Annotated in this window: 12 protein-coding genes; 6 read left to right on the forward strand and 6 right to left on the reverse strand. The window is 66.0% G+C overall.

What is annotated here, in order from left to right:
- Positions 1-20: 20 nt before the first annotated feature.
- The 3 genes from E1H16_RS11645 to E1H16_RS11655 all read right to left on the reverse strand — a co-directional run bounded on the left by E1H16_RS11645 (position 21) and on the right by E1H16_RS11655 (position 3,110).
- Positions 21-1,265 (reverse strand): MFS transporter, encoded by a 1,245-nt coding sequence (locus E1H16_RS11645; protein ID WP_134324061.1) that lies wholly within the window; start codon positions 1,263-1,265, stop codon positions 21-23.
- 205 nt (positions 1,266-1,470) lie between these two features.
- A complete protein-coding gene (locus E1H16_RS11650) occupies positions 1,471-2,313 on the reverse strand; it encodes a cytochrome c biogenesis CcdA family protein (RefSeq protein ID WP_134324062.1) in 843 nt (280 codons plus the stop codon).
- 2 nt (positions 2,314-2,315) lie between these two features.
- A complete protein-coding gene (locus E1H16_RS11655; protein WP_208379026.1) occupies positions 2,316-3,110 on the reverse strand; it encodes a DsbA family protein in 795 nt (264 codons plus the stop codon).
- A 96-nt stretch (positions 3,111-3,206) separates the two neighbouring features.
- Here E1H16_RS11655 and metA point away from each other — a divergent pair, with 96 nt between their 5' ends.
- Together metA and E1H16_RS11665 are read left to right on the forward strand one after the other, a co-directional pair.
- Positions 3,207-4,133, forward strand: a complete 927-nt coding sequence (gene metA / locus E1H16_RS11660) for a homoserine O-acetyltransferase MetA (protein WP_134324063.1) — start codon at positions 3,207-3,209, stop codon at positions 4,131-4,133.
- 92 nt (positions 4,134-4,225) lie between these two features.
- Positions 4,226-4,621 (forward strand): Fur family transcriptional regulator, encoded by a 396-nt coding sequence (locus tag E1H16_RS11665; RefSeq protein WP_243837833.1) that lies wholly within the window; start codon positions 4,226-4,228, stop codon positions 4,619-4,621.
- A 143-nt stretch (positions 4,622-4,764) separates the two neighbouring features.
- Here the strand turns inward: E1H16_RS11665 and E1H16_RS11670 are convergent, their stop codons facing one another.
- Positions 4,765-10,710 carry a non-ribosomal peptide synthetase gene (locus E1H16_RS11670; protein WP_134324064.1) on the reverse strand — a complete coding sequence of 1,982 codons (5,946 nt, stop codon included), beginning with the start codon at positions 10,708-10,710 and terminating at the stop codon, positions 4,765-4,767.
- Between the two features lie 36 nt (positions 10,711-10,746).
- Here E1H16_RS11670 and E1H16_RS11675 point away from each other — a divergent pair, with 36 nt between their 5' ends.
- From E1H16_RS11675 to E1H16_RS18790, 4 genes are read left to right on the forward strand one after another with little or no spacing between them, the layout of a single operon-like run.
- The gene (locus E1H16_RS11675; RefSeq protein ID WP_166741735.1) at positions 10,747-12,492 is read left to right on the forward strand and encodes an ABC transporter ATP-binding protein; all 1,746 of its coding nucleotides are present in this window, start codon (positions 10,747-10,749) and stop codon (positions 12,490-12,492) included.
- Positions 12,492-14,333 (forward strand): ATP-binding cassette domain-containing protein, encoded by a 1,842-nt coding sequence (locus tag E1H16_RS11680; RefSeq protein WP_134324066.1) that lies wholly within the window; start codon positions 12,492-12,494, stop codon positions 14,331-14,333. The genes E1H16_RS11675 and E1H16_RS11680 overlap by 1 nt, the downstream gene beginning before the upstream one ends.
- Positions 14,334-14,342: 9 nt before the next feature.
- Positions 14,343-15,269 (forward strand): NAD(P)/FAD-dependent oxidoreductase, encoded by a 927-nt coding sequence (locus E1H16_RS11685; RefSeq protein ID WP_134324067.1) that lies wholly within the window; start codon positions 14,343-14,345, stop codon positions 15,267-15,269.
- 18 nt (positions 15,270-15,287) lie between these two features.
- Entirely contained in the window at positions 15,288-15,665 is a 378-nt protein-coding gene (locus tag E1H16_RS18790) for a hypothetical protein (protein ID WP_243837834.1), read from the forward strand.
- Between the two features lie 40 nt (positions 15,666-15,705).
- Here the strand turns inward: E1H16_RS18790 and E1H16_RS11695 are convergent, their stop codons facing one another.
- Positions 15,706-16,389, reverse strand: a complete 684-nt coding sequence (locus E1H16_RS11695; protein ID WP_134324069.1) for a TetR/AcrR family transcriptional regulator — start codon at positions 16,387-16,389, stop codon at positions 15,706-15,708.
- 93 nt (positions 16,390-16,482) lie between these two features.
- A complete protein-coding gene (locus tag E1H16_RS11700; RefSeq protein WP_134324070.1) occupies positions 16,483-17,193 on the reverse strand; it encodes a TetR/AcrR family transcriptional regulator in 711 nt (236 codons plus the stop codon).
- Positions 17,194-17,207: the final 14 nt, after the last annotated feature.

A 17,207-nucleotide genomic window follows, 5' to 3' on the forward strand; every position in this document is an offset into this window, starting at 1 on the left:
GTCAACTACCCTAGTCGGCGTTACTCCACCGCGGCCGGCACCGGCTCTCGACCCGGCCATCGCATCAGTGGCACCGCCCGTACGGCGAAGACCAGAGTGATGGCGAGGACGACGCACGCCATCAAGTTGATCCACAGGAATCCGCCACCTTCCAGTACCGGTCCGGCGAGCGCCGCCATCAACGCTCCGCCCAAGTTCATCGCGGAGTCGGACGCGCCCTGCAACGTGAGTTTTGCATTCGGCGGCGCCGACACGGTCAACAGCGCGGAGCCGCCGATCAGGAACATCGACCACCCCACGCCGAGGAGCATCAGCGCGATCGTCAGCAGCGTCATCGACGACTCTGCGGCCAGCGCGTCCAGGATGCCCAGCAGGATCGACATGACGAAGACGAGTCCACCGCACACGATCACCACACCCGGACCCCACCGGTCGGCGACCCACCCGAACAGCGGCGAGAGCCCGTACATCCCGGCGATGTGCACGCTGATCACGATGCCGATCAGCGCCAGGCTGAACGCTTGATGATCCATGTGTACCGGCGTCATCACCATCACGTTGGTCATCATCATTTGCCCGGTGATGATGGTGACCATCGCAAATAGCGGAACGGGATGGCCGCCGGCGTACCGCAGCGCGTCGCGAAGCCCCAGCCGTTCGACCGCCTGCGCACCCGACGGCGCGGCCGCCATCCCCTTCGTCAGGGTGGACGCCGCGAGGGTTGCCAGCGCGAACGCGCCCATCGAGATCAGATACGGCCCAGCGAGCGGGTTCATCCCGAACGTCTCGCCCAGTTTGGCGCCAGGTTCGGTGAAGTTCGGGCCGAGCACCGAGCCGATCGTGGTAGCCCATACGACGATCGACATCGCGCGTCCCGCGGCCTCCGGCCGCACGGTGTCGACCGCGGCGTACCGCGCTTGCAGCCCGGCCGCCGTACAGGCCCCGCACATCATCATGCCGAGCATCAGCAACGGCAGGAACGCCAGCGCCACGGCCAGCAACACAATGGCCGCCCCGCACAGACCAGTGCCGAATCCTAGGGTGAGCGCCGTACGCCGTCCCTTACGTCCCGCGAGCGCGGCCAGCGGATAGGCGATCAGGCCAGCGCCGAGAATCACGCTCATCTGCGCGAATCCGGCCATGGCGGTCTTTCCGGTGATCTCCTCGGCGAGCAGGCCGCCTACCGCGAATCCGGAAGCGATTCCCGCGCCGGAGAACAGTTGCGCGGTGACCAGCCTGACCTGGTTCGCGGAAACACCCGCCATGAAGCCTCCCACCCTGCGTCGCACACTGGAATACATCTTGGATACAAGACAGCTGAGTGTCAACCGGTCGCGCATCGGCACGGCATAGGTATCGCCACTGATAGCGCCGCGCCAGGGTCGGACCGTTCATTGAGAACGCAGTCTCAGCGACCAGATAGCCGCCATACAGCGACAAGCCACCGCAGACGCTGCGACTTCAGCAGCCTCACGCGTCGATATCGGCATCGGCGCGCTCGCGGCGCTGCGCCCGCGCGAACCACCACCAGATCGCCAGCGCGGCGACGAGCAGCACCGCCACGATGTCGAACACCGGGTTCGACAACACACCGCCGCGCTCCTGCAACCACATCTCGACGTCGGTCGGTACGACTGCCGGAACGCCGACGAATCCATTCGTAATCCAGAACAGCACACCGATCACGATCATCAGCGCGCCACCGATCACCGACGTCGTGTGAAACTCGCGGCCACCCAGAGTGAACGACCGACCGCGCAGCGCACGTCGCCCGCGTTCGCCAAGGCGCTGCCACAAGCCTGCGATAGCCATCAGCGGCACCACCATCCCCGCGCCGTACACGGCCAGCAGCCCACCAGCCAGCGGCATGTTGCCTTGCGCGAGTGCGATCGTCAGGATCGAGCCAAGAATCGGTCCGGCACAGAACCCGGCGACACCACCGACCGCGCCCAGCAGGAGCGTCCGCACGTACCCCGTACCAGTGCGCTGCAACCGCGCCGCTGCGGGCATCAACCGGGACAGATCAAAACCGAGTCCGAATACCTGCATCAGCCCGAGAATCACCAGCACTGCCGACGCAATCGCGATGATCAGCCCGCGTTCGGTCACCAACAGCGTGCCGAGCGCGCCGAGCCCCAGGCCGAGCGGGACCAGGGTGACGGCTAGCCCGAGATAGAACACCGCGCCGTGCGCCAGCAGACTGAGTCGGCCGCCGATCGTTGAGGCAAAGAAGGCCGGCAGCAGCAGCGCGCTACACGGGCTCAATAGCGCGAGCACGCCGCCAAAGAAGGCCGCGAGGAAACCAATCTGCATGTTCAGTCCTGTGCGGCGAGCATCTGGTCAATCGCCGTAATGAACACGTCCGTTGACTGGTTGCCGACGATCGGTTCGCCGCCGAGAATGAACGTCGGCGTCCCCGTCACGCCGAGGCTCAACCCTTCCTGCATGTTCTGCGCGACCTGCTCGACGGTGTCATCGGCATTGAGGTCAGCAACGAACTGCTGCTGATCCAAGCCGACCTCAACCGCCAGCGCGATAAGCGACTCCTCGGATAGATCCGAGGACGGCGCGCCACCGGCGTACAACGCATCGTGATACGCCCAGTACTCATCCTGAATCGCAGCGGCGTACGACGCCCGCGCCGCGCGCTCGGAGTCCTCGCCGAACACATTGACATCCCGCCACTCAAGCCGAAGGTCACCGGCTTCGACGTACGGCATGACCTGCGGAAGCGTATCGGTGCTCCATGTGGCGCAGTAGCCGCACTGGTAGTCCGAGTACACAACGAGGCCGATCGGAGCGTTGACGTCACCGAAACCCAGTAGATCGTCGGGGTCACGGCGTTCGACGTACGAGAGGCCTTGCTGCTGCGGTGGGCTCGCAGTCGACGTCGACGTGCCCGGTGAACTCGAGGCAGTACCGGCGTTCGGTCCGGTTGCCGAATTCGAGGACGTTCCGGCACCCGAAGCGGCACCCGAACTCGGCGAGGCGTCGGTGGACGATTCGTTCCGCATGTTCTGCACGATCACGACGATCAACGCCACGGCGATCGCGAACACGACCAGCGGCACGGACCACATCCGAACCTTGGATCCGCCTCGTTCGGCCACGTCGCTACTCCTCACCGGTCGTCCCTCCACCTTCGCATTCACGGTGTCGGCAGCCGCACACGACCCTGGTCGCCGAAGGGTGGCACGATAGATGGCATGCCTGTCAACATCCCGCATGACCTCCCCGCTCGCGCCACGCTCGAGGCGGAGAACATCTTCGTGATGTCCGATGACCAGGCCAGCCATCAGGACATCCGACCGCTGAAGATCGCGATCCTGAATCTGATGCCGCTGAAGGTGACGACCGAGACCCAATTGATGCGGATGCTTGGCAGCACATCGCTGCAGGTTGAAGTGACGCTGCTGCGGACCTCCAGTCACCAGTCCCGCAATACCCCGAGCGAACACCTCGAAGCCTTCTACCGGACCTTCGAGGACATTGAGGACGAGTACTTCGACGGGCTCGTCATCACCGGTGCCCCGATCGAGAAACTGCCGTTCGAGGACGTCGATTACTGGCCCGAGATGACGAAGATCCTCGACTGGAGCCGCAAGCACGTGTACTCTACGCTACACATCTGTTGGGGGGCGCAGGCGGCGCTCTATCACCAGTACGGCGTGGACAAGTTCGAGTTACCCGGCAAGAACTTCGGCGTGTTCAACCATCGCGTGATCGACCCATCGGCGAAGTTGGTGCGCGGATTCGACGAGGAGTTCGCGGCTCCGCATTCACGGCACACCGACGTCGATGCCGGCGATATCGAGGCGACCGGAAAGATCAACGTGCTCGCGCTGAGCGACGAGGCGGGGGTCTTCTTAGCGGCCACGCCGGACGCGCGGCAAGTGTTTGTGATGGGGCACCCCGAGTACGACCGAGACACGCTCGAGTTGGAGTACCGCCGGGATGTCGATGCCGGCGATCACATCATCATGCCGAAGCATTACTTCCCCAACGACGACCCCGATAAGGAACCGATCATCCGTTGGCGCGGGCATGGTTACCTGCTGTACGGCAACTGGCTGAACTACTGCGTCTATCAGGAGACGCCGTTCGACCCGCGCTCGATGCCGATCGAGGGCTAGTCGAGCGGGCGTCAACCGATATGGCGGGTTGTCGCCCCTGTGTCGTGATTGTCCGGGTGTAACCACCGCATCCGAACGATGAAGGAGTGATCGTGGCCGAGGACCGGCGCCGTACGGCGCAGCAGGAACGCGTTAAGCAGAGCCTGGATGAGGCCGACGGTTTCGTCTCGGCCGGCGACCTGCATCGGCGCATTTTCGCCAAGGGCGAATCCATCGGCCTGGCGACCGTGTATCGACACCTCAATGCGATGGCCGATCGCGAGGAAATCGACGTGATCGCGGTCGATAACGAGCGGTTGTTCCGCGCGTGCGCCCCTGAGGACCATCACCACCATCTGGTGTGCGAACGATGCGGTAAAGCGGTCGACCTACCACCGCCTGAGGAGGCATGGTTCGCCGACGTCGCCGGCCGTCACGGGTTCACGCTCACCCGGCACGTGCTGGAGATCTTCGGCGTCTGCGCCGAATGTGCCGCCGCTAGCCGCTAGCCTCCGTCCGTCCGCTGGATCCTGGCGCCGCGATCGAGTAATCGCGGCGCCAGTATCAATCTGCGCAATGCACCGCCGGACTATGCGGCGCGCCGCTCGGTCTATGCAGTACGACGCTCGCGCTATGCGGTGCGCCGCTCGGTCTAAGCGGAGCGCCGCTCGCGCTCGACCTGCCGTCGGCGCGCACCCCGTCGACGCGCTTGCGAACCAGCAGGTTGAGCGGAGCCGGCGAGCACATCAGCGAGTTGGTTGACGCTGGGGTGCGCGAAGAAGTCCAGCACGGTCACCTCGTACCCCGCGGCGCTCAGCCGGCGCTGCAGCGGAACAACGGTCAACGACGTGACGCCGACATCGAAGAACCTCGCCGCCGGATCCACATCTGCCGTGCGACAGCCAAGTTCGGCAGCGACACTGTCCCGAATCAGCCCGCGTACGTCGGCGGCGTCGTGACGCCTGCGCACCGGTGTCGCTCGTTGCCCCTCGTCGCCGACTGCTGCGCCGACCGCTACTGCTCTCGCCGCGATCGGTGACGCGCCACCGGTCTCGACAGTGAGCTCGACCCTGTTAATGAAGTCGGCGAACATCGCATCCAGAAATCCTGCGGGGAACGCCGCGTCCACGGCGTCCCATCGGAGCACGAGGTCCTCACCGTCTTCGAACGCCTGCACGTCCAACGCGACGTTCGGGGTCTGACTGATCGAATACTCCACCGCACCCCAGCGTTGCAGCAGCCGGCCTGCGTCCCGGCCGACCCCGTCCGCTCCCCGGCTACTGCCGATCCCGCTGGAGAACGAGACAGGGAAGCGGACTTGCCTGCCCGACCCTGCGAGCTCGCGCAGCACGTGATTGCCGTGCACACCATGCGCGCCGACCGCGTGTTCCAAGTCGTCCCAGAGCTGTTCCTGCACCGCACGGGCCCCCGCAACGAACGATCCAGCACCCGGCAACGCGGCGAGCACCGTTGAGGTGTAGTCACCGATGACTCCGGTATGCGCGAGCGGCCTATCGAAGACCGTGACGACAACGGCGTGATCGGCGCCGTCCGTCACTGCTCCGATCGCCTGGCCGAGGGCCGCGAGCACCGCGGCGGTCGGCGTCACCGACAACTCCGCGAGTCGGGCTCTCATGCCCGACCACCACGGCGCGACGAATCGCTGCTCCCGGCGTACGAAACGGGTGTTGGCGGCCGGTAGCACCAGCGGCAGAGCCGGCGGTGGCGGCAACGTCGCCGCGCGATGCGCGAAATGCTGCAGAGCGGCGCGGTGGCGCCGTCCGCCTTTGGCGGCCTGGATATCGGCGACGTAATCGCAGAACTGAACCCGCGGAGCATCGATCGTGCCGCCGCGCACGGCCGCGTACAAGGCGTCCACCAGCACGACGGCGCTGGCCGCATCGCAGAACAGCAGATCGAGGTCGAGGTGGACGCGGCTCGTCCGCTCGTCCAGCGGCGTTATGGCCAGGTGCAGCCACGGTTCGTTCAGCGGGTCGATCACTCGGTGAGAAGCATCATCTCGGATCCGCTGTCGTACGGCGCCCTCGGAATCGAGTCGCCGCACCACCACACGGGCGCGTGGATCGTCGAGGGCAAGCACCCGCTGCCGGGCGTCCGCCGTCGCGCGAGCGCGCAGCATCGGGTGGGCGGCCACCAGTTCATCAACCGCCCGCTGCAGCCGATCGGCCGTGACATCGACCATGTCGACCTCGGTGTAATAGTGCGGAGCGACCGGCGCACCCAACCAGTCGTCCGCGCGACCGAGCAGGTACGACAGTTGCATCTCGGTCAGCGCGAACGGCTGCGGACCAGCGACCTCGATATCGGCAGGCCAACGCCGAGGCGGCACATCGGACCGGGGACCACTCGATCCCGGACTCGCGGCTAATTGGACAGCGACGCCTGCCGCGGGCTCGCTGAGCACCGTGACGTTCCGGCGCTCGCCGGGCACCGTAAGGTCCGGGTCCCCGCCGCGCACCGCGACATCCGGAACCTCACCGGGCACCGCGGCAGGCTCAGCCTCACCGGGCGCCGCGACACGACCGTGCTCCCCTGGCACGGCGGCCTCCGGGGGCCAAGACACACCCGGGGGTGAAGACACCGCCGGGGGCGAAGACAGCGCGGCCGCACCGGACAGCAGCGTCGCACTCGCGCCGGAACCTCGGATGCCCACGCGCGCTTCCGCGGAAACCTCAGCACCGTCAACAATCCAGCGCGTAACCAGGTCGCGACCCTCGACGTCGGCCCACTCCGACAGTCGCTGCAACCATCCGGTGACGCCGGCGAGTGCCGCCGGATCAGGCACGGGCAGCGGAACACGCAGCGTCACCGACCCGTCGGGCATCGGCCCCAGCGCGTCGCGACTGTCTGGAATCGCGGGCGCGGATCGCCGCAAGCGACCACGCGACGCGTCGTTGCTTGCCGTCTGGGTGCCAGTTCCCGATTCCACTTCGGTATCGATCGAATGGGCGGTTCGCAACGCGGCCACTTCGGTGGTCGATCGCGCCTCCTCGGGCGCCGGAGCCGAGTCGCGTTCCCGAGCCCGCTCTGGTTCCCGAGCGGAGTCTGGTTCCCGAGCGGAGTCTGGTTCCCGAGCGGAGTCTGGTTCCCGAGCCGGGTCGAGGTCCGGAGTCGATTCGGCGAGGACGTCGCCGAGCGGCCGCTTACCCAGGAGTGCCCGAACCGCGGGCCGCCACCCCAGGGCGTCCTCTATTGCGTTCGCGAGCCGTACTGCATCGAGTGATGTCGATCCATTTTCGATCATGGGCTGGCGCATCGCGTTGTCGCCCAGGACCTCTGCGACCACCTGCTGAAGTCGGAGGCTAGTGTCCCGATCGCCACTCGCCGGCAGGTCCGAGTCCGCCCGCAACCCGGCCCGATCGTCCGAGGCGGCAGCGGTCACCGAATGTTCTGCCCTCGTCGTGCCAGCTGACCCGCCAGGGAGGCAGTGGGCAACGGACCCGCCGGACGTCCCCTGCGCAGCGGCGAACGGTGCCGGCAGCCCCTGATAATCCACCTTGCCGTTCGCGGTCACCGGCAGCGCCGGGAGCACCAGCAGGCGGCTCGGCACCATGTATCCGGGCAGGAACGACTGGACTTCGGCACGCAACCGGCGGGCCCCTTCGACCGGGTCATCAGGCGCCGCAACCCAGGCGACCAGCCGCGGTCGACCGTCCGGGCCTGGTACCGAGGCTGCGACAGCCTGCCGGACGGCGGCGCAGCGTGCGAGCGCGGCCTCCACTTCGCCAAGCTCAATTCGAAATCCTTGGATCTTTATCTGACGATCGACGCGTCCGAGGAACTCGATGTGCCCGTCCGGTCGCCAACGCCCCACATCGCCCGTGCGATACAGCCGCTCCCCCAACGTGGGGTGCATAACGAACCGTTCGGCGGTTTGTTCCGGATCATCGACGTACCCGGCAGCAACGCCCGCGCCCCCGATGAATAGTTCGCCGGTCTCACCAACGCGCGCGGGACGGTTATCGCACAGAACGTGGAAGGACTGCCCTGGCAGCGCTCGGCCGTACGGGATACTCGCCCAGCCCGGGTCTACCCGATCAACTGGGAACGTGATCGACCAGATCGCGGCCTCGGTCGCGCCTCCGAGGGAGTGGAACTCGACGTCGGGAGCGAGCACCCGCAGCCGATCGGGCAAGGTGACCGGGATCCAGTCGCCCGACAACATCACGATTCGCAGACTCGCCAGTTGCGCCGCTGCTCGCGGGTCATGTTCCGCATGCTCTACGAGCATTTCCAGCAGCGCCGGTGCGGTGTTCCAGATCGTGACCTGATGCTCACTGATCAGTCGCGCCCACGCCGCGGGATCTCGTAGCTCCGGCTCCGCCGGAAGCACCATGGCGCCACCGGCGCCGAGCAGCCCGAACACATCGAAAACGGATAGGTCGAAGGTCAATGCGGACAGCGCGAGCACTCGGTCGTCGGCCGATATCGCATATCGGGTCACGATGTCGTCGATCGTGCATCGCGCCTGCTCGTGGGTCACCGCGACGCCCTTGGGCTCCCCGGTCGAACCTGAGGTGAAGATCGCGTAGGCCAGGTCGTTCGGCGCCGGTTGGGCGTTCCCAGTCGCCACGTGTTCGGCCCGCGACGGCACGGCATCCTGGTCCAGCCGCACTACGGTGTCCAACTCGGTCAGGACGCTCGGTTCGGCGTCCCGACCGAGGACAGCCCATCGCGAAGCGCACCGCCGCTGCACCGACGTGAGGCGATCTTCCGGCCACGTCGGATCAACCGGCACGTACGCGGCCCCCGCCGCACCGACGCCGAGTACCGCGGCGATCTGGGCGAAACCCTTCGGCAACGCCACGATCACCAAGTCGCCCGGGCCCGCTCCGCCCGCACGCAACTGCGCAGCGATCGCCTCGGCGCGGCGGTGTAGGTCAGCGTGGGTGATCGCCCGACCCTCGAAATGGACGGCGTACGCCGGGTCGGGCGCATGGACTCGGGCAGGATCTGCCAGCAGCGACCCGGACTCGAACGGCGAGAGCGTACGCGGCGACGGAAGCATCCCAGCCGGATCCCAACCGAGACCCGCAGCCGACCAGGCATCCGCATCGGCAAGGGTTCGCAGGAGGGTGACGGTCATTCCAAGCAGCCCGTCGACGACGCCTTCACCGAACGCACCCTCGACGGCGTCCATCGTCAGAACCAGGTCGCCGTCCTCTTCCCAGGCGAGGTGGTCCAGCAGCACCTGCGGGGTTTGCGAGACGCCATACACCCGGTCACCGAGCCAGCTATCCTCGCGCTGCGCCCCGTGCCCGATACCGGATGTGAACACGATCGGGTAGCCCGCCGCGGCCGGGTCGTGGCCCGCGAGACGCCGCACGGTGATGCTGCTGATCGATGCATGATCGAGGACCTCAAACAGCCGCCGTCCAACGACTCGGGCGAATTCGGCGAACTGCACATGGTCTTCGGGCTCTGGATAGGCCAGCAAACCCGTCTGTGCGAACTGGCCGACGCAGTCGTCTGCACCGTCGGGTCGGCCGGCCAGGGTAAGCGCGATCGTGCGGGCACCACCGGAACCGAAGCGGTCGACGGCGAGTGCGTAGCAGGACAGGACGGCCGCAGTCGGGGTGATGCCGTGCGCGGCCGCGATGCGCTGGGTGCGGTCCCACGTTGCGGCATCTAGCTGGCGGCGGTGCCGCCGGAATCGGTGCCGACTGGCCACCGCCTGTTGCCCCACGAGTTGCGGCGCGTCCGGCAGTTTCGCTGCCCGCGAAGCCCACCAGTCGCGGTCCTGCTCGAGCGGGAGCAAGCCCGCGGCGTGTTCCACGAACCGCACGCCCGGGGTTGGGAGCGCTGCGTGCGGATCGTCGAACACCTCGCCCCACTGGCGCATCAGAAGCCGCCAACTCGTCAGGTCAACGACGAGAGCATCGAGGCCAACCATCACCCGCACGCACCCATCCGGGAGTAGCAAGACACCGACATAGAACAGCGGCCCATCCTCCACGGTCAGCACTTGGTGGCTGCGGTCGGCGCGCACTGATTGAGCGCGTTGCTCGGCGTCCTCGGCACGACGTAGGTCAAGCACGTCGAGGTCCCAGTTCACGTCTCGACGCACGCGTTGTCGCCCGTCGCGGGTGACCTCGATCCGCAGCGCGTCGTGATGGGCGACCAGCCGGGCCCAAGATCGCTCGATTTCCCGGCAAAAGCGGTCGACATCGTCGGGCGCACTTTCGTACTCGTTGTACCAGTAGGTGGCGACGCCGCCGAGGTCCATATCCGCATCACGCCCGGTCCAGTAGGCCGCCTGCACCTCGGTGAGAGCGCCTACTGGCTGCGGCATCGCCGAATCGGTCGCCACTGCGTGAATAGTTTCAGCTTCGACCACCACACGCACCAGGTCGGCGACGGTGCGCTCGCCGGTGAGGTCAATCAGCGCAACCCTCCGGCCCAGCCGCTGTCCTATGAGGTGCCGCAGACGCAGTGCTTCGCGCGACTGCAGTCCCAGGTCAGCCAGGGTGATCGAGTCTGTCGGCGCGGCTGCGCCGACTGTCTCTCGCGAGCCAAGCACCTCCGCGAGCAAGGCGAGTACGTCGGGTGCGCGAACGTCTTCAGCGGCCAGGGTCATCGAAACCTCCAATTGCGACTGATTATCATTATGCGCATGACGTCGTCCGCTCTCTCACAGCGCCCCGGCACGGCACGCTCGCAACTCCTCACCGGCGTGCGATGCCGACTGCTCTGCGCGATCGGGGTTCACGCGATCGCGACCGTCGCCGGCGTACTTCCGCTTCTGGCGTTGATCGAGCTCGCGCGCGCCGTCGACTCGGGACGCACCGAGGACCTGACTGCGTGGATTGCGCTCGGGATCGGCGCTGCAGTGTCACGCGCACTCGTGTTACCCGTGGCGTTCACCCTCAGTCACCGCGCCGACGCCGATCTACAGCAATCCTTACGTCGCCGGATCACCAATCACCTCAGCAAACTCCCGTTGCGATACTTCGACGACGCGTCCTCAGCCAGCATCAAACGGGTCGCCTCAGACGACGTCGGTGCGTTGCATCACCTCATCGGGCATGCCTTGTTGGACATCACCGCGCTCGCGGTTGCGCCCATCGCGGTCATCATCATCCTGCTGATCACTGCACCCGTACTCGCTCCGGTGGCGTTGATTCCCGTCATAGCGGGCATCTGGCTAAACCGACGGTCCTTGGCACGCATTGGGGCCACGATGCCGACGTACCAGCGGGCGGTCGGTGAGTTGGACGCCGCGTCAACCGAACTGGTCCGCGCGATCGCCTCCGTCCGCCTGTACGGAGGCGAAAACCGTGTGCACTCCCGATTCGATGAGGCGCGCATCGGTTATGCGGGGTTCATCCACCAATGGGCACGAGATCTGACCGGCGCACTTACCCGCAACCACCTCGCGTTCAGCCCGTTGACGTCGATGGCCGTGGTCGCCTCACTCGGCGCCGCATTGTGGGCGTGGGGCATCACCGACTGGGTCTCCGTCGCGGCGGCCGTCCTACTCTCCCCGGCCCTCGGCGCTCCGTTCTTACCGCTCGGGTTCGCGCTCCAGGACGTGATGCGGGGCCGCGCGGCGTTGGCGAGGATTGCCGCTTTCCTGAATCTACCTACGATCCGCAACTCTGCGGTGCTGCCAGCGCCCACGGCCGGCCAGCAAGTCACCATACATATCGAGGATGTCGGCGTCGCGTACGGCGAGCACCAGGCTGTCGCCGGAGTCAGCATGACCCTTCAGCCCGGAACGGTCACCGCGCTCGTGGGGCGCTCAGGATCGGGCAAGTCGACCATCGCGCAGGTCGTCGCGGGCCTCCGGCCGGCATCCTCGGGGCGAGTGCTGCTCGATCGGACCGACTATGTCGATCTCGACGAATCGGACATCGTCGCGCGCGTGGCCTGGGTTCCACCCGATCCCCGTTTGCTGCGAGCTTCCGTCGGCGAGAACATCTCTCTGGCGATGCCGAGCGCTTCGCCAGATCAGATCGAGCGGGCCGCACGCTCGGCACACATCCACGATCGGATCCTCGAGTTGCCCGCCGGCTACGACACCATGCTCGGCGACGGTACCGAACTGTCCGGGGGGCAGGCGCAACGGGTGTGCCTGGCTCGCGCGCTCCTGGCGCAGCGGCCCGTCCTCGTGCTGGACGAGGCGACGTCGGCGCTCGATGGGGATACCCAAAACGACGTGCTTGCCTCTCTAGCTGATGCTCAGTCCGGGCGCACGGTGCTGATCGTTGCCCATCGGCTACGCACCGTGCGCGACGCTGACGAAATCGTCGTACTAGAGCGCGGACAGATCCTCGAGCGAGGAACGCATGACGATTTGCTCGCGGCATCGGGGCACTACTGGCGTCTGTGGAATGAGCAGCAGGCGGTGGTCGCGTGATGACCGCGGCCGGCCGATCGATCCGAACCTCGCAATCTGCCGGCGGGACTCACGATCTGACTGACCTACGCCGCGCGCCGGGGATACGGCGCGCCTTCCTGGTTCTGCTCGCCGCGGCCGTGGCGCAGGGTGTCGGGATCGCCGCCATACTGCCGTTCTTTCACGCAATCGCCGATGAGCGATCCGTCTTACCAGCGCTCGCGGCATTGCTCGGGTTATGGCTTGCCTGGGGCGTTCTGCAAGCGGTCGGAATCGCTCTCGCGCGATCGCACGGTTACGCGCTTGCCGGACCACTGCAGCAACGGATCGGCGCACACGTCTCGCTGGTCCCGCCTGGTTCGCTGAGCGGCCCCGCCGTCGGCACGGTCAGCAGACTCGCCGTCGGAGATGTGATGAACCTGATTACTCGGCCCGCGCACCTACTGGATCCGCTGACCTGCTCGGTCGTTATTCCAGTGACCGCGCTGACCGCGGCTGCGTTCGTCGAACCTGTCCTCGGCCTCTGCGCCCTGGTCTTGTTGCCGCTGGTTCTGGCGGCGCATCGGTGGTGCGGCGCTCGGGTCGAACGCAGCGATAACGAACTACATGAGGCCGCAGCAGAGGCCACCGCCCACCTCATCGAGCTGGCCGAACTGCAGCCGGTACTGCGCTCGGCCGGGCGTGCGGACGATCCACAAGGGCGAGTCGGCCAGGCCTTGGATGAGGTCGACCGACGGACTCGCCGCATGCTGCGCAGTGCGATCCCCGGCCTAGCCGGTTACACCGTCGTCGTGCAGATCATGACCGCCCTGCTCGTCGCACTCATCGGCGTGGCCGCGCTGAACGGGTGGATAGACGCCGCCAGCATTCTGGTACTCGCGGTGTTGGTGGTGCGGACCGGCGAGCAATTACTCCACGCTGGCGAACACGCGGGTGCCAGCCGCTTAGCTGCTGCCGCACAGCGCCGCATCGACGACTTCCTCGCAACACCGAAACTCCCCGAGCCCGCCCGAGAGCCGGTCACCACCCGAACCGCGACGCCACCAGCGGTCGACCGATGCGCAGCGAGGAACGAGACACGCGCAGCGGAGATGCCGCAGGACACTCAAGTCAGCAGCCAACCCACCGACTCACCGACAGCCTCCGGCCCACCACCAGCACCCGACAGGCCGCTACGAACCAACGGCGTCGCGGTGTCGTTGGAGGACGTGTCCGTGGTGTACGCCGACGGCACCGAGGCATTGCGCGATCTCAGCATCGACATCCCGGCCGGGGCGATCGTTGCGTTGGTCGGGGCCTCCGGCGCCGGCAAGAGCACGATCGTGCAGTTGCTAACCCGAATGCTGGATCCAACTTCTGGGGCCGTACGACTCGACGGCGTCGATCTGCGCGACTTGGGTAGCGCCGGCGTCGCGCAACTGGTGGCTCCTGTATTTCAACAGACCTACCTGTTCGACGACACCCTCCGCGCGAATATTGCTCTCGGCCGACCAGGAGCAACCGCCGCTGAGATCCAGGCGGCCGGGCGAGTCGCCGGACTCGACGAGGTCGTTGCGCGGCTACCCAGCGGATGGGACGCCTCGGTCGGTGAAGGCGGCATGTTGCTGTCCTCTGGCGAGCGACAGCGAGTCGCGATCGCGCGTGCGGTACTCAAACGGGCCCCGCTGCTGGTACTCGACGAATTCACCTCCGTACTGGATGCGCGGACCGAAGCCGAGGTCATAGCGGCGCTCGCGGCAGCCGTCGACGGATCAACCGTCGTGATCGTCACCCACAGCCCCGCGGTGATCGCCGCCGCCGACACCGTCATCACCATTACAAGTCCCGATAACGCCACACCCCAACTTTCCACACAGCATTAAGGAGCACATATGTATGACGTCCTCATCGTCGGCGCCGGACCGGCCGGGCTCAACGCCGCGATGGTCCTCGGCCGACAACGTCGCGACGTACTCGTCGTCGACAGCGGTACGCCGCGCAACGCGCCCGCCAAAGAGATGCACATGTTTCTGGGACGCGACGGAACCGACCCTGCCGATCTGCGTGCGGACGGCCGGGCCGAACTTGCGGCGTACCCGAGCGTGCGTATCCAGGAAGGATTCGTGCACACGGCGACCGGAGCGGCAGACGACTTTCGCGCGATCCTCGCCGACGGTTCTGAGGTACACGCGAAGCGCATCCTGCTGGCCTCCGGATTGATTGACCACTTCCCGAATATACCTGGGTTGCGCGAGCGGTTCGGCAGTACCGTCCGGCACTGCCCGTTCTGCCACGGCTGGGAGAGCCGCGATCAGCCGCTCGCCGTGCTCGGCGGTTCAACCACTGCGGCGATGCAGGCCCGCTATATCGCCGATCGGTTTTCCACAGATGTGGTGCTCACAACGAACGGCCCGGTGGACGCCGACGCGAACGTACTCTCTTCCCTCGCCATACATGACATCCGAGTAGACGAGCGGTCGATTGCACGCTTGGACGGTGAAGGCGACCTGCGGATCGTCTACACAGACGGTGATGTGCTCAAGCGCGTCGCGATGTTCGCGTTTCCGTCGACGACGCCGCAAAGCGCTATCGGCGAACAACTCGGCGCGCGGCTGACGCCGGGTGGAAGCGTCATCGTCGATCCGTTCGGCCGCAGTAGCGTTCCCGGACTGAGCGCCGCCGGCGACGCTGCCCAGGCAGAAGTGCTATCCGGTCCACCGTCGTCCGTAATCGCTTCGGCCGGCGCCGGGGCGTCAACCGCGATGTGGCTGGAGCAAGAGCTGTTCCGCAGTTCCCTCAACATCACGCTGCCCGCATAATCTGAGAGGTGCACAGCAATGACCGTTGACCCGAACAATAACGGCGATTCGGGCCAAGACCCGCGGCCCACGACCATCGATTCCGATCTGCCTCGCCGCGTTGGGTCCGCAATCGGTGCGGATGGCGGCGCGCAAGGCCGACGGGTGGACCACCACCATGTTCTGGGCCGAGCGGATCTTTTCGCCGAGAAGCGCAAGGAAGAGGCTGCCGCGGCATTTCGATCGGAGTCTCTGGACGGCGTTTCGTTGATCGGTTCTCGGCGGCACGGCACCGACCGATTCGCCGCGTTCGCGTCCGCCGGCCTCGACATGCTCAACGTCACGTTAGGGGGTGAAACGCTCGATGAGCGAGTGCACCGGCTACAACTGGTGAAAGAGTTGACCGATTCGCTGTGATCGGAGCGACCAACCGGTGGCGCCGATCATAGTGTGACGGTCAGCCCGACGCAGCAGTGGTGCCCAGCGACTGGTAGAACGGATCGTCGTCGGGCTGCGGCTTGAGGCTCAACGAGGATGCCCACAGGTAGGTCAGGGTTTTGTTTGCCTTGTCCACGTCGAATCCGCGTTCTTCACGGATATGCCAGGTGTAGTAACTGTGGGTGGCCATCGCGACCAGGCAGCTGGCGGCAATGTGCGGGTCCAGATCACGCGGAGTGAGACCCTGCTCTTGAAAACGTTCGATAGACCGCCTGATCCGGCCTTCGGCGCGACGGCGGCCGGTGATGCGGTACTCCCTGACCTCGTCGTCGTACGAGGCGGCTTCCTCGTAGAGTTCGAACATACGCAGGTTCGCCAGGTAGGTGTCGTAGAACTGACGGTTACCGCGCTCGATCCGTTGAATGACAGTCAGGTGCGACCAGTCGTCGCCGGATACCCGGAGGTAGATCTGCTCGCTGAAGTCGGCGACGACCGCGCGAAAGATCGCTTGTTTCGACTCGAAATAGGTGTAGAAACTGCCGTGAGATACGTTGGCCTGTTCGGCGATATCCACTACTCGCGCTCTGATGAATCCTTCACGCTCGAAAACGATTCTGGCCGCGTCCAGTAGTCGCCGGCGGGTCCGCACCGCCTTGGCGCTGAGTTCGCGAACGTCGCCGTCAGGGACCGCCGACTGCGGCATGTGGTCGCTCCTAGGTAGCTATTTTCGACGATGCGCAGGTGCACCGCCCATTGATTATCGGTCAGTCGATGCGCGTCGATGCCCGGTGGTCGGTCAACTGGCGGGGGTGCGCTTTTTTCGCGTGCGGGTCGCCGGTGCCGGCCTCGCCAGGGATTGATAGAAGGCGTCGTCCTCCGGCTCCGCGCGCAGTCCGAGGCTCGCCGCCCACAGGTAGGTCATGGTTCGTAACGCAAGCTCGGTGTCATAGCCGCGCTCTTCGCGGATATGCCAGGAGTAGAAGCTGTGTGTCGCCATGGCTGCCAAGCAGCTGGCCGCGATCTCCGCGTCCAGGTCAGCGGGCGTGAGTCCCAGGCTTTGGAACCGCTCGATCGCCTTACGCACGCCGCCTTCGGCGTTCTTGCGTCCGGCGATTCGGTGCTCGCGCACTTCGGTGTCGTACGAGGCAGCTTCCTCGTACAACTCGAACATCCGTCGATTTGCGAGGTACGTCTGGTAGAACTTTCGGTTCCCGGCCTCGACCTGCTGAATCGGCGTCAACTCGTCGGAATGTCTGCCCAGGTCGTACACGTAGAGTTGGGTGAAGTCGGCAACCACCGCGCGGAAAATCTGCTGCTTGGACTCGTAGTACGTGTAGAAGCTGCCGTGGGACACCGACGCCTCCTTGGCGATGTCGACAACCCGGGCTTTCAAGAACCCATCACGCTCGAAGACTTTTCTGGCGGCGTCGAGCAGCCGACGACGCGTTCGGACCGCCTTAGCACTGAGCACGCGGTCGTCGGCGTAAGGGCTGGGCGACTGGGACATCTGATCTTCTCCTT

Source organism: Cumulibacter soli, assembly GCF_004382795.1.
Lineage (GTDB): Bacteria > Actinomycetota > Actinomycetes > Mycobacteriales > Antricoccaceae > Cumulibacter > Cumulibacter soli.

Bases quoted from the DNA above. Each gene is read 5' to 3' on its own strand.
- E1H16_RS11645 (WP_134324061.1), bottom strand. From the start codon at position 1,265: ATGGCGGGTGTTTCCGCGAACCAGGTCAGGCTGGTCACCGCGCAACTG.
- E1H16_RS11650 (WP_134324062.1), bottom strand. From the start codon at position 2,313: ATGCAGATTGGTTTCCTCGCGGCCTTCTTTGGCGGCGTGCTCGCGCTA.
- metA (WP_134324063.1), top strand. From the start codon at position 3,207: ATGCCTGTCAACATCCCGCATGACCTCCCCGCTCGCGCCACGCTCGAG.
- E1H16_RS11670 (WP_134324064.1), bottom strand. From the start codon at position 10,710: ATGACCCTGGCCGCTGAAGACGTTCGCGCACCCGACGTACTCGCCTTG.
- E1H16_RS11675 (WP_166741735.1), top strand. From the start codon at position 10,747: ATGACGTCGTCCGCTCTCTCACAGCGCCCCGGCACGGCACGCTCGCAA.
- E1H16_RS11680 (WP_134324066.1), top strand. From the start codon at position 12,492: ATGACCGCGGCCGGCCGATCGATCCGAACCTCGCAATCTGCCGGCGGG.
- E1H16_RS11685 (WP_134324067.1), top strand. From the start codon at position 14,343: ATGTATGACGTCCTCATCGTCGGCGCCGGACCGGCCGGGCTCAACGCC.
- E1H16_RS18790 (WP_243837834.1), top strand. From the start codon at position 15,288: ATGACCGTTGACCCGAACAATAACGGCGATTCGGGCCAAGACCCGCGG.
- E1H16_RS11695 (WP_134324069.1), bottom strand. From the start codon at position 16,389: ATGCCGCAGTCGGCGGTCCCTGACGGCGACGTTCGCGAACTCAGCGCC.
- E1H16_RS11700 (WP_134324070.1), bottom strand. From the start codon at position 17,193: ATGTCCCAGTCGCCCAGCCCTTACGCCGACGACCGCGTGCTCAGTGCT.